Origin of the sequence: Shouchella patagoniensis, assembly GCF_002019705.1 — a bacterium.
GTDB classification, from domain to species: domain Bacteria; phylum Bacillota; class Bacilli; order Bacillales; family Bacillaceae_D; genus Shouchella; species Shouchella patagoniensis.
Genome location: NZ_KV917377.1, coordinates 1985505 through 1998609 on the forward strand (window position 1 = coordinate 1985505; position 13105 = coordinate 1998609).

The 13105-nt window shown below is 41.3% G+C and carries 11 protein-coding genes; 3 read left to right on the plus strand and 8 right to left on the minus strand.

The features are described 5' to 3' along the window. Positions 1-6: 6 nt before the first annotated feature. Together BK584_RS10575 and BK584_RS10580 are read right to left on the minus strand one after the other, a co-directional pair. On the minus strand, positions 7-789 hold the full coding sequence (locus BK584_RS10575; RefSeq protein ID WP_078392570.1) for a 2-keto-4-pentenoate hydratase: 783 nt from the start codon (positions 787-789) through the stop codon (positions 7-9). Positions 790-804: 15 nt separating this feature from the next. Continuing rightward, a complete protein-coding gene (locus BK584_RS10580) occupies positions 805-2277 on the minus strand; it encodes an aldehyde dehydrogenase (protein WP_078392571.1) in 1473 nt (490 codons plus the stop codon). A 186-nt stretch (positions 2278-2463) separates the two neighbouring features. Here BK584_RS10580 and BK584_RS10585 point away from each other — a divergent pair, with 186 nt between their 5' ends. The 3 genes from BK584_RS10585 to BK584_RS10595 all read left to right on the plus strand — a co-directional run bounded on the left by BK584_RS10585 (position 2464) and on the right by BK584_RS10595 (position 5277). After that, a complete protein-coding gene (locus BK584_RS10585; protein WP_245808834.1) occupies positions 2464-3264 on the plus strand; it encodes an IclR family transcriptional regulator in 801 nt (266 codons plus the stop codon). Next, positions 3261-4208, plus strand: a complete 948-nt coding sequence (locus BK584_RS10590; RefSeq protein WP_078392572.1) for an amidohydrolase family protein — start codon at positions 3261-3263, stop codon at positions 4206-4208. Before BK584_RS10585 ends, BK584_RS10590 begins: the two co-directional genes overlap by 4 nt. Before the next feature lie 100 nt (positions 4209-4308). Then, positions 4309-5277 carry a nuclease-related domain-containing protein gene (locus tag BK584_RS10595; RefSeq protein WP_078392573.1) on the plus strand — a complete coding sequence of 323 codons (969 nt, stop codon included), beginning with the start codon at positions 4309-4311 and terminating at the stop codon, positions 5275-5277. A gap of 121 nt (positions 5278-5398) precedes the next feature. Here the strand turns inward: BK584_RS10595 and BK584_RS10600 are convergent, their stop codons facing one another. From BK584_RS10600 to BK584_RS10625, 6 genes are all read right to left on the minus strand, one after another. Next, a complete protein-coding gene (locus BK584_RS10600; protein WP_078392574.1) occupies positions 5399-6604 on the minus strand; it encodes a 4-hydroxybenzoate 3-monooxygenase in 1206 nt (401 codons plus the stop codon). Positions 6605-6636: 32 nt separating this feature from the next. Continuing rightward, positions 6637-8097 carry an aldehyde dehydrogenase family protein gene (locus tag BK584_RS10605; RefSeq protein WP_078392575.1) on the minus strand — a complete coding sequence of 487 codons (1461 nt, stop codon included), beginning with the start codon at positions 8095-8097 and terminating at the stop codon, positions 6637-6639. 27 nt (positions 8098-8124) lie between these two features. Beyond that, entirely contained in the window at positions 8125-9429 is a 1305-nt protein-coding gene (locus BK584_RS10610; protein WP_078392576.1) for a TRAP transporter large permease, read from the minus strand. Continuing rightward, positions 9419-9922 (minus strand): TRAP transporter small permease subunit, encoded by a 504-nt coding sequence (locus BK584_RS10615; protein WP_169871184.1) that lies wholly within the window; start codon positions 9920-9922, stop codon positions 9419-9421. The genes BK584_RS10610 and BK584_RS10615 overlap by 11 nt, the downstream gene beginning before the upstream one ends. A 5-nt stretch (positions 9923-9927) precedes the next feature. Then, a complete protein-coding gene (locus BK584_RS10620; RefSeq protein WP_078392578.1) occupies positions 9928-10983 on the minus strand; it encodes a TRAP transporter substrate-binding protein in 1056 nt (351 codons plus the stop codon). A gap of 94 nt (positions 10984-11077) precedes the next feature. Beyond that, positions 11078-12826, minus strand: a complete 1749-nt coding sequence (locus BK584_RS10625; RefSeq protein WP_245808835.1) for a thiamine pyrophosphate-requiring protein — start codon at positions 12824-12826, stop codon at positions 11078-11080. Positions 12827-13105: the final 279 nt, after the last annotated feature.

Below are 13105 nucleotides of genomic sequence, written 5' to 3' on the forward strand. Positions count from 1 at the left end.
TTTGCTTTAATCGTTTTTGGCAAATCGAATATTCACTTCACCTAAATGAGCAAGTTTTGCTGTAAAATGATCTCCTGGTTCAGCCACAACCGCCGCCGATAATGCCCCTGACAAAATGACTTCTCCAGCATTAAGCGACGCACCAAACGCATGCAATTTATTCGCAAGCCAAGCGACACATTCTGCTGGATTTCCCATTGCCATTGCGCCTACTCCTGTTTCGACAATTTCGCCGTTTTTATAAAGAACCATACCAAGTTGGACTAGATCGATTTCTTTCACTTGCTTACTTGTTGTTCCAAGTACGTAAAAGCATGAAGAAGCATTGTCTGCGATCGTATCAGCGAGTGTAATCTTCCAATCTCTTACTCTGCTATCAACGATCTCAATTGAAGGAACGACATAGTCCGTTGCTTTTAATACATCTTCCTTTGTTACGTTTGGACCGGATAATGTCTCTTTTAACACGAACGCAATCTCTGCTTCGACTTTTGGTTGTATCACACGATCCAATGGTATAACGCTTTCATTTTCAGCAACCATATTCGAAAATAAGTGTCCATAATCCGGTTCATCCACTCCAAGCAGTTGTTGCATTGGTTTAGATGTTAGGCCGATTTTTTTGCCTACGATCTTATGGCCTTCTTTTACCTTTGATTTCACCATCTCTAATTGAACTTGGTATGCGTCTTTGACACTGAAAGAGGTTCCGCGCTCCGATAGTGGAGCGACGGATTGTTGTGTTTTTTCTGCTTCAAGTAATTCTTGTGCGATTGCTTTGATTCCCATCGAGTGAACACCTCTTTATAATTTAATGGTCACATTCTTTAATTCAGAGTAAAATTCAAAGCTATGCAATCCACCTTCTCGACCAATACCACTTTGTTTCATGCCACCAAAGGGGGTCCGTAAATCACGAAGGAACCATGTATTTACCCAAATAATTCCTGCTTCAATTGCATCAGCCACACGGTGAGTACGACGCAAGTCATTTGTCCAAATGCTTGCTGATAATCCGTAATGTGTGTCATTTACTTGAGCAACTACTTCATCTTCAAGGTCAAAAGGGATAACCGTTACAATGGGCCCAAAAATCTCTTCGCGTACACAACGCGCTTGTCGATCGAGCCCTACAACAATGGTCGGTTCAAGAAAGAAACCTTTTGCAAAACCTTCTGCTTTTTTTCCGCCAGTAAGGATTGTACCGCCATCTTCTTTTGCGATCGCCATATAAGAAAGGACTTTTTCATAATGTGCTTTTGAAACCATCGCACCAACATTTGTGTCGTCAGCAAATGGATCTCCCACTTTTAACTCTTTTGTTTTAGCAACAAACTTTTCAAGAAATTCATCATATGCAGGGCGCTCTACGTAAATTCGAGATCCACATAAGCAAACCTCACCTTGATTAATAAAACTTGATTTGATTGTTGTTTCCACTACTTCATCCAAATTAGAATCAGCAAATATAATGTTTGGGTTTTTGCCACCAAGCTCATAAGATAGTTTTTTTAACGTATCTGCTGCAGACTTCATAATGGCTGTCCCTGTACTTGTTTCCCCTGTGAATGTGATGGCATCTACATCTTCGTGTTGGGAAATCGCTTCTCCTGCTGACCCCGGCCCAAAGCCATGTACAAGGTTTACAACACCATCTGGCACGCCCGCTTCCGTACAAATCTCCGCTAAAACGGTTGCAGTCATTGGCGTCCACTCTGCTGGCTTCATAACCGCGGTGTTTCCCGCTGCTAAACAAGGTGCTAGTTTCCACGTTAATAACAACAATGGTAAGTTCCATGGATTAATCATACCGATAACGCCAACGGGTTTACGAAGTGCATAATGGAGCGCTTGATCATCTTGTTGATACGCCTCTGTTCCAAGGGTCGTCATATAATCAGCAAAGAAATGGAAGTTGTACGCCGCTCTTGGAATATCTATTTTGTTTGCCAAAGAAACTGGTTTTCCCGTATCAAGCGCTTCTAAATTTGCCAATTCCTCCTGGCGTTCGAGGATTATGTCACCAATGCGCCGAATAATTTTTGACCGTTCAGCCAAGGGCATCGTTTTCCAACGACCATTTAAAGCACGTCTTGCTGCTTTTACTGCAAGATCAACATCTTCTTTTGATCCTTCTGCAACCGTTCCAAGCACTTCTTCTGTTGCTGGGTTAATGTTTTCAAATATTTTGCTGGAAACAGCATCTTTATACTGACCGTTAATATAGTTTTTGCAGTCAATACCAGTTGTCTTTTTTTCTGTTGAAAGAGAACTCATCGTATATTTGCCTCCTAAGAAGTATTGATCGTTGTTATATGTCCCACTTTAAGCCATTTTTGTGCCCCATAAAACACCGCTGTTCTGTTATGTGCAACTAAAGTTGTTTTTTTTGATTTATTTAAACTTTTTTTAAATCGAGCTATGCTATAGTCAATTTATCGACACCACTTAGGAGGGGTTTTATTGAAAGCGATTGCAGAAAAACGCGACTACACGCTCTCTTCTGTCCGTAACGCCATGCGTGTGCTCCGTTGCTTCTCAATGGATGAACCTGAAATGAAATTAACGGATATCGCAAAGAAATTGGATATGGGAAAGAGTACCGTTAGTCGGATGATGACAACTCTTGCTCGCGAGGGGTTTGTTGAAAAGAATCCAGTTAATCAACAATATCGCCTAGGTTTATCCATTCTTTCCCTCGCAAGCGTCTGCACAGCGACTTATGAGATTCATAAAGAAGCAATGCCAGTCCTTCATGAACTGAGTGAGAAAACAAAAGAAACGTCCCATATTGCCATTCTTGATGCCAATGATATTATCTATCTCCATAAAGTAGAGAGCAAGCATCAGGTGCGTGCCTTTACACACATCGGAAAACGAAATCCTAGTTACTGTACAAGCTCTGGCAAAGTGTTATTAGCTCACCATACACATCAAAAAGACATTCTTGATTCCATCGAAGAAAATGGGTTTAAAGCTTATACAAAAAAGACCATCACAGACCGGAAAAAACTTGAATCTATCCTCATGGAAGTGAAAGAAAAAGGGTACGCCCTCAGCATCGAAGAACTATCAGATGGCGTGATTACGATCGCAGCTCCTGTCCGTGACTATACAGGTTCTGTAATCGCTTCTGTTAATTTGATTGGCCCTGTCCAACGATTAAACGACTATTCGATCCCTTCTCATATTAAACGGGTTGTTGAAGCTGGAAAGGCCATTTCTCAAAAATTAGGATATCGAAATAGAGGGGGATTCTTATGATTGATTGTCATACACATTTTATTCCTGAAGCTGTTCAAACATGGTTAAAAGATCATCAAGAACAGTTAAATGCCAAGTGGATTCCAAAAGGGCAAGATCAAACGCTTTTATCCATTAATAATAAGTGGGCTTTCCCACTCACTCTGCCATTTATTGATCTCGCATTATACGAAACAACATACCAAAAAGCACAAGTTAAACAAGCAATTATCTCACCTGTTCCACAATTATTTTTATATGATTTTGAGTCAGATGTAACCAATGACCTCGCATCCGTTTATAATCATGCACTGAGCGAGATCACCAGCCACAACGACTCTTTTTTGGGGCTTGCCACTGTTAGTTTACAAAATCCAGTCCGAGCGGCAGAGCAGTTGGAAACCGCAATGAATCAAGGGTTACTTGGAGCAATAATTGGTCCCGGAGTAGGGACGGATACATTATCTAATGAGCGATTCATCCCTTTTTTCGAGGCGGCGAATCTGCGTAAAGCGCTCCTTTTTATTCATCCATTATTAAATGAGGATCCACGCCTTTCCAAGCTGAAAATGCCAAACCTCATTGGTGTACCATTTGAGACCACGATTGCTGGATCAGACTTAATTCTAAGTGGGATGCTTGATCGCTTTCCTGACATTCACTTTCTCCTTGCTCACGGAGGTGGGTTCCTGCCATATCAAATCGGCAGAATGGAAAAAGGCGTTGATTCTTGGTCAAGCGAATACAGACACTTGAGCCGTCGTCCACTTGACTATGCAAAGCAACTCTACTTTGATTCCGTTCTTTGGAATGACGAAGCCTTAACCTTTTTAATGAAGACGGTTGGGGCTACTCAAGTCATTCCCGGTTCCGATTTTCCATTTGAGTTAAAGCAGTGGCCACTTGGACCTGAGTCAGCAAACACAAACCCTTCATTTTTACACGTTAACCAACCAACTAAATAACGATGTTACGGAGCAGTTTATAGGCTGCTTCGTTTTTTGAAAGGAAAACCCACGGTAAGAACGAATCTTTATATACAACATACTTAAGGAGGAATATCTTTTGATCTCAACAATAAAACATCGAACTGCCCCTACTCAACTCCTCGCTTTAAAAGCACTCGAACAACGCCTTCCCCTCGACCACCCTAAGCGAGCGAATGTCGAAATGGATTTGATGAAACAAAAAGCCCGCTTTGCTGGTGAACGCAGGGTCAATTACTATCTGGCTTTTCTTCCAAAGGTAATGCACTATAGGCTCTTTTATGACCTTCGTTTAAAGGATAAACATGACGTTCAATTAGATACACTTATCCTAACGACAAACTATATCGTTCTACTAGAAACGAAACATTATACTGAATATAGCGAAATCAATGAGTTGAGTCAGCAATTGCACCACAAGCAAAACCACACAGAAACAATCCCACAGCCACTTGAGCAAATCTATCGCAAGCAAATTGAATTAGGTAATATCTTCGCTGCTAACCAGCTTCCTCCCATACCTATTTATAGTTATGTCCTTTTCACTTCACCGTTCAACAACATTGACCTGACCCAAGCTCCACTAGATTCGGAGCAAATGATTCGAATCGACTCGTTACCAAAAACAATTGAACAACTTAATCATAAAAATGACTATTGCTACTTAACAAATCAAGACATAAAGAGCCTCTCACGTCTACTGCTGGAAATGCATAAACCGCATTCGAAAAGTCCTCTAGAAATATACTCAATCTCACGCTCTGACTTAATTTATGGCGTTTTTTGTCCCAACTGTAAATACTCCACTTTAAAGCGAAACCACTATCAACACCATTGGAAATGTCTGTCTTGTAGCTACTTAGGTAAAGAAGATCACGTCAAAGCATTGCTTGATTATGCCCTTCTATTTCAAAAACAGATAACTAACAGCGAGGCGAGAAGATTCCTTAATATCCAATCCCGAGACCAAGTGTATCGAATATTACTAGGGGTACTCGGTCGCCCCAATGGCCATCGCTATTCTTTAAAAACACTTCTACATGATTAATGTAGACAATCCTATTTACGACGAAGTCGCAAGACTGAAGCATGTTTACTTTGTCCTCGGACTTCACATCAATTCCAAAAAAAGAGACAACCGCACAAATGTAAAGTTGTCTCTTCGTTCTTTATACTACTGCCATTTCTTTTTTATCATCCCATTCAATTGGCAAACCTGTATAATTTTCTGCTAACGATTGTTTAGAAGCTTCAGAAGAAACGAGATACGAGAGTTCACTTAGCTGAAGCTTTCGTTCGAACGGAGTTGCACTTGGATTAGTATGCAACATATTTGTCATAAAGGCAGAGAAGCGTTGGGCTTTCCAAATTCTACGAAGCGCAATGTCTGCATAACGGTTCAGCATCGACTCTGTACCGTCTTGATAATAAGCACAAAGTCCCTTTGCGAGAATTTGTACATCACTGATTGCGAGATTCATACCCTTTGCTCCTGTTGGGGGAACAATGTGCGCAGCATCCCCAGCTAAAAACAGACGTCCATATTGCATCGTTTCACAAACAAAGCTGCGCATCGAAACAATATTCTTTTGCGTAATCGTACCTGGTGTGACTTCTTGACCCTTTCCCATACTTACTCGAGTATTCAACTCTGTCCAAATTCGATCATCAGACCAGTTAGCAATGTCATCTTTCCGATCAACTTGCAAATAATAGCGTTGCAATTCAGGCGTGCGTGTACTTAAAAGAGCAAACCCATTTTCGTGATTAGCGTAAACAAGCTCATCACTTGCAGGTTTTGTTTCTGCTAGAATACCTAACCAACCGTAGTCATATAGATGTTCGAACTCGCTGCAATCCATTATTTCTTTTCGACACGGACCGTGAAACCCATCGCATCCTGCGACAAAATCACAGTTGATTTCTTCTTTTGCACTTGAGTCTTTATGTGTAAAAGAGACTTTTGGCGCTTCCGTTTTTAACCCCTCTGGCTTTACATTGTCGACTTCATAATAAATGGTTGTCCCAATCGTATCATGAGCGTTTAATAAGTCTTTAATTACTTCGTGTTGTGGATAAACAACCACTTTCTTCCCACCTGTCAAAGCAGGAAAATCAATCCGATGTCGTTCTTGATTAAACTGTAAATAGATTCCTTTATGTTCATGTCCGATTTCCTTTAACCGCTTGTCCAAACCATGTTTAACAAGTAGATCAACAGTTCCTTGTTCAAGTACACCAGCTCGCACCGTCTCTTCAATTTCCTGTTTTGAGCGTTTCTCTAGTAAAACAGAATGAATGCCTTCCTTTTTCAGAAGATAGGATAGCATCAATCCTGCAGGTCCAGCTCCTATAATGACGACATCTGTACGCATGAGTTTCGTCTCCTCTCTCTTTTTAAAGCGTTTTAGAATGGATAGTTTCTTTGTTTCGATTGAACGGAAACCCACTTCATTGTTGTAAATTCATCTACGATCCATGGGTTTCCAAAGCGTCCTAGCCCACTAGCTTTAATTCCCCCAAAAGGTATATTTGGGGCATCATTCACGGTTTGATCATTAATATGAGTCATCCCGGCATCAATGGATAACGCAAGTTCAGTTGCCTTTTCTGTATCAGTTGAGAAAATTGCAGAACTTAACCCATGATCGGTTTCATTGGCAAGAGCAACGGCTTCTTCATCTGATGATGCTTTAATGATCGTCGCAATTGGTGCAAAGAGCTCTGTTTGGGCTAGTTCACTATCGTTTAAAGCCTCCGTAAATACATATGGGGAAAGCGCATTGCCAATCCGCTTTCCTTCGAGAGCAACACTTGCACCCGCTTCCTTCGCTTTCTCGATCATCTTAAGTGCCTTTTCGAGTTGATGTTCATTGACCAGTGGACCAATAACAGTCTTTGGATCAGCTGGATCACCGACGGGGAGAGCTTTTGCTTTTTCTACAAATTTATCTACAAACACATCATGAAGTGACTCATGCACAATCATGCGATTAATAATCATACAGATCTGTCCTTGGTGGATAAATTTGCCGAAGATTGCTGCATCTACAGCATGATCTACATTCGCATCAGCTAATACAATAAATGGGCTATTTCCGCCTAATTCGAGAGACACACGTTTTAACTCACGTCCTGCAATCGCTCCGATTTGGCGTCCGACGGCAGTAGAACCCGTAAAGCTAATTAACTGTGAATCAGGATTCGTTAGCATTAAATCACCGATTTCTTCAATATCGGTTAAAAGCATATTAAGGACCCCCTCCGGCAATCCAGCGTGTTCAAATGCTTTAGCTATAATGACGCCACCACTCATCCCAACTTGAATGTCAGGTTTGTGAACGACAGAATTGCCTAGTGCAATTGCCGGTGCAATCGTCCGCATTGATAGGTTGAATGGAAAGTTAAAAGGTGTAATTGACGAAATAACGCCTAGTGGTAAACGATGGATCTCATTCCGTTTGCCTTCAATATGTCCAGGTACTTCCTTCACCTCATCAATCGCATGAACAATATGGTATGCCTCATGAAGCACTTCTAGAGCTAAACCAAACTCAACCGCAGCCTTTACCTGCGTTCCTCCAGTCTCCTTGCTTAGCACTTGAACGATTTCATCTCGATTGGTTTCTAAATAGGCAGAAGCTCTTTCCAAAACCGCTTTCCGCTCATCTGCGCTTGTTTTTGCCCACTGTTTCTGTGCTTGTTTTGCAGCTGCAAAAGCTTGTTCAGTTTGTTCTGTTGAGGCAATTGAGACAGTCGTTAAAACACTGTTATCATACGGATTTGTAATCTCATACGTCCTATTACTTCCGCCTTTTATCCATTCACCATTCACATAACTTGTAACGATCGATTCAAACATTTCCATTTAGTACCCCTCATTTCGTTTTTGTATTTATTGCATGAGATTCGGTAAGAATGTAACAATCTCTGGAAAAATGACGAGCAAGATCGTAAATAAGACCATTGTAATCAGCATGGGAATGACGCCCCTAAAAATCGTTTGAACTGGAATATCTCTTGCCACACCATTAATGACAAAAACGCTAATCCCAAGCGGTGGGGTAATGACTCCCATATTAAAGACCATGACCATAATGACACCAAACCAAATCCCATCAAAACCAAGTTGAGTCACAATCGGATAAACGATAGGTAAGGTTAAAACAAGTATAGCAATCCCTTCTAGAAACAACCCTAAAATAAAAAAGATAATAAGAAGTAGCACTATGATGACATATGGAGATACGTCCATTGATGATATAGCCGATGTGACGACTGTTGGCACTTGACTAAGTGCTAAGAATTGTCCAAATAGAGATGCGCCAATCAAAATCAAGAAAATCATAGCTGTTAAACGCACCGTTTCTTCTAATGAATCAAATAGCCCTTTCCAACCAAGACGGCGCATTGCAAGCGCTACGATAAGTGCCCCTGCAGCACCAACGCCTCCTGCCTCAGTTGGTGTAAAGAACCCCATATAAATTCCGCCCATACTAATTAAAAAGACAACAGCAAAGGGCCATATCTTTGTTAGAGATTTTAATTTCTCTGGCATGCTGGAATCAATATCAGTTCTTGGGGCAAGTGTTGGATTTCGTCTAACTTGAATATATACAGTTAACATAAAGAATAAAGTTAATATCACACCTGGAACAATACCTGCAATGAGTAGTTCTCCAACAGGCTCCATCGTCAGGATGCCATATAAAATTAAAATAACACTTGGAGGAAGCAATACCCCTAATGTCCCACCTGCCGCAACGCATGCTGCAGCCAAGCCTGGGTTGTATTTATACACTTTCATTTCAGGTAACGCCACTTTTGCTAAAGTCGCAGTGGTCGCGTTAACTGAACCAGAGATTGAGGAGAAAATGGCTGATGCCCCTACCGTCGCCATGCCAAGACCACCACTTACTTTTCCACCCCAGTGGTTCACTGCGCTGAATAAATCTTTAGCTAAACCGCTATAGGATAAAAACATTCCCATTAAAATAAACATCGGCATGACGCTTAAGCTGTGATTACTTGCTGTGCTAAATCCAACCATACCGAGTTGCGCAAGCGAAGGACTGAGACCTGCTAATGCCCAACAGCCAACAAAACCTACAAGAATCAGTGAGATGCCTACTGGCACTTTCACTAACAACAAGAAAAAGAGAGCAAGAATTCCTACGATTCCTATTAACTCAGGACTCATATGTTCCCACCGCCTCTCCGATCGTTTTTAACAACCCTAGTAAGACAGTTAACACATATAGGATTAAACCAATTCCGCACAGCATAACAAACATGGATACAGGCATCCCGAGTTCCCCTGTTTCTGTCGTTGATAGTTGTATAGAGAAGGAAAAGGTTTTCCAAGTCATGAGTGTCAGCAACATAAATGTGATGAGATAGATAACGAGCGAAAGCCAAACTTGAGCACGTTCTGGTAATTTATCTACTAAAAAATCTACTGAGATATGCCCTTTTTTCTGTTCGGTATATCCGAGACTAAAAAAAATAAATACCGCCAGAGCCAAATAGGTTAGCTCATGTGCCCCAAGGATCGGTCTGTATAATTCACGGCCAAGTACATCAAAAAAGGTGAGACTCATCATAAATAAAAGTAAAATCCCTGCCGCTTTTACAGAAATATTATTTACTATATGAACAAAACGCTCATAGGAAACTAAGAAGCTCTGGAACATGTGCATCACTCTCCTTCATCCCGTAATCGAATGCTTTCTTCATACAATTCACGTCCCGGAAAACCACGCATGTCCATTTCTTCCACCCACTCTTCATACAAATGAGTGATTCGATTCTCCCACTCTGCAAGTTCTTCTTCGTCAAGCTCATAGATTTCAACACCCGCCTCTTTGGCAGATTCCCAACCTTGAATTCCATCTTCATCATAAACTTTAGCAGCTTGCTCTGCCATCCGCTCACCCATTAACGTTTCCATCTCTATTTGATCTTCTGGCAACATCCGGTCCCATGTATCAGGGTTCATCACAACAAATTCACTACTGGTATAAAAATCGCCTTTCGTGATATATCGTGTCACATCGCCGAGCTGGAAGTTTTTAATCGCCGAAGCTGGTGCAAGGGCTCCATCGATTACACCTTTTTGCATTGACTCATACACATCACTCATCGGAATTGATACAGGAATGGCCCCCCAAGCTTCTAAAATATCGTTCCCCGCGGAAGAAGGCGTTCTAATTTTCATTCCTTCTAAATCTTCAGGAGTATAAATCGGTTGATCAACCGTTAAAATTTGTGCTGGATCATTTTTGAAAATCCATCCAATCTTTGTTCCTTTATGTTCGGCTTCAATTTCTGGAAATTGTTCATGGAGATTCCATAAAATTTTTGATGCTTGTTCTGCACTGTCACCCATAAAAGGAAGTTCTGAAACGCCTGTAAGTGGAAAGCGCGCTGGTGTATAGCCATGCAAAGCAAGGGACATATCGGCAATCCCATTTACAACAAGGTCATACTGCGTATTGGAAGCGCCGAATGCATTCCCAGTGTACATCGTCCCCGTTACACGACCATCAGTAGCTGCTTCTAAATCATCAAGAAAAGGGATGATCACAGTCGTATGTTGAGGATGGGGACCAGGCATAAATGACGAGAATGTTAAATCAATCCGTTGCTCTTCCGTTGTTGCATTAGAAACGAGTTGGCACCCACTAAAAATAAAGATCGTAGCAAAACCTCCCCCTAAAAGAAACCGCTTCCATTTAGTAGATTTAAAAAACATACTCTAACCTCCTTCATTCTTAATTTTATTGTCCGCATTCCCCTCTGGTTACGTTGTTTTATGTGTGACATCATCGTTTCCTAAAACGACGATACTACCTCCCAATCACTCGAATATCGACTACGGCAGAACGTCCGTTGTTTACCACATTAACAGCTTCTGTTAGCACTTCTGTTAGCACATTAGGATCAGCTACGGTAACGGCATATGCTCCACCAGCTGCTTCTGCTACTTTCGCTAAATCAGAGGAAGGTGAGAAATAGGTAAAAAACTCATCTGACTGCTTTGCAATTCCGTTCGGATGAACACCTAATGTAGAGAACTTGGGTGCATTCCATTGTTCGTTGTTAAAAATAACTGTTAAGAATGGCACTTCATATTTTCTTGACATCCAATGGACAGGCGTCGGGTTACTAAAGACGTACGATCCATCCCCAGTTAAACTAACGATTAATTTACCTTTATTGGCGAGTTTTGCGCCGAATGCGGCACCACCGTTCCAACCAAGAGAACTTGCTCCCATACTGAAGTACGTGCCTGGTTTTGAGCGTGGGAGGTGCTTGTTTACTGTCGCGAAATTCGTAATCGCCTCACTCATTATGACCGCATCCTCTGTGAGCACGTTTCTTAAATGGGCACATACTTGTTCGGGCGTGATTCTTCCTTCATCAGTTGACCGTTCTAATCTAACCTTTTCTACTTGCAACTGATTATGGTAACTTTCAATGCTCTTCCACCGCTCTGATACATCTAAAGATTCTTTCTGATTTAATGCCTTATTTAATTGTTTTAAAAAAGTAAAACTATCAATTTGAAAGAATCCATCAGACGGAATATACCAAAGTGCCACCTTCTCCTTTAACGGATCAACATCAATGTAATAAATCTTCGTATTCTCTTGTTGTGGACGATTCGTTAGTGGTATCCACGGGACATCGCTATCAATAACGAGGATAAGATCCGCATTTGCAAGCATTTGATCTTGTTTTGCTTCATTCCATACATAACCAACATGCATCAAATGATTCGACGGAAAGTTCATATAACTTGGGGCAGATTCCAATACAGGAATCGCTAACCGCTCACTTAATTGAATCAACTCGTCAACGGCCTGAAGATTCCTCCCTAAATAAGTTGTTACAATAAGGGGGTTCTTTGCTTCGGTAAGGGCTTGAATGATTTCTGCTAGATCTTCCTCTGCCATCGCTGTATGCCGAACGGGTCGCCACTTCTTTTGATCCATTGACACTGGGGTGACCTCTTCTTCAAGTACCTCACGAGCAGCTGTTACATACACCGGTCCTTTTGGATCGCTTTCAGCTAATTGCATCGAACGTTGAATGAGCTGCCTAACATTCTTGCCTGTCCGAATTTCATTTGTGTACTTCATGTACTCTCTAACAATCCCTCGTTGGTCAGAAACATCTTGAAGCCAGTGAATGTATTCATTCCGACTTCCCATTAGCTCACCTTCCTGGGTAATCGGTGACATTCCTGCAAAGATGAACACCGGAATACGTCCTCTTGCGGCGTTATGCACGGCACCTCCTAAGTTTTGTGTGCCACAATCAACATGAACAATCACAGCTTGTGGTTTTCCTGTCACTTGCGCGTAACCATGTGCTGCACTTAATGCAACCATTTCATGTTGGCACATAATCACTTCAGGTATATCCGTTCGTCCTTGTTGTTTAAAGGCAGACAAACTCTCAATAATAGCTGGGTGATCACTACCTAAGTTTACAAACAAATAACGCACACCCATTTGTGCAAAAGATTCAATCATCTCATCAGCTGCAGTATATGTTTTTGTGCCAACTGTTCCTACGTTCGTATTTGTCAAAATAAAACCCCTTTCATTCAAAATAATACGTCTATTCTGTTCATTAAAAAGCGTTTCTATAAAAAGCTTATTGAAACAGAATTATGATGTAAAGGCGCTCTTTCCGCATAGCAGAACAATCAAAATACAAGTTTTTCGCATATCACAACAATTGGACCATTTCACGTAACGAAGAAAATCGTTCTCTCTGATAAAAGGATAAATACTGTCCATTCAACAAACGCATTTTCCCCCGAGGGTAGACGCTTCCTACATCGGCAAAAGACATAAAAAAAAGAC

Bases quoted from the DNA above. Each gene is read 5' to 3' on its own strand.
- BK584_RS10575 (WP_078392570.1), bottom strand. From the start codon at position 789: ATGGGAATCAAAGCAATCGCACAAGAATTACTTGAAGCAGAAAAAACA.
- BK584_RS10580 (WP_078392571.1), bottom strand. From the start codon at position 2,277: ATGAGTTCTCTTTCAACAGAAAAAAAGACAACTGGTATTGACTGCAAA.
- BK584_RS10590 (WP_078392572.1), top strand. From the start codon at position 3,261: ATGATTGATTGTCATACACATTTTATTCCTGAAGCTGTTCAAACATGG.
- BK584_RS10600 (WP_078392574.1), bottom strand. From the start codon at position 6,604: ATGCGTACAGATGTCGTCATTATAGGAGCTGGACCTGCAGGATTGATG.
- BK584_RS10605 (WP_078392575.1), bottom strand. From the start codon at position 8,097: ATGGAAATGTTTGAATCGATCGTTACAAGTTATGTGAATGGTGAATGG.
- BK584_RS10610 (WP_078392576.1), bottom strand. From the start codon at position 9,429: ATGAGTCCTGAGTTAATAGGAATCGTAGGAATTCTTGCTCTCTTTTTC.
- BK584_RS10615 (WP_169871184.1), bottom strand. From the start codon at position 9,922: ATGTTCCAGAGCTTCTTAGTTTCCTATGAGCGTTTTGTTCATATAGTA.
- BK584_RS10620 (WP_078392578.1), bottom strand. From the start codon at position 10,983: ATGTTTTTTAAATCTACTAAATGGAAGCGGTTTCTTTTAGGGGGAGGT.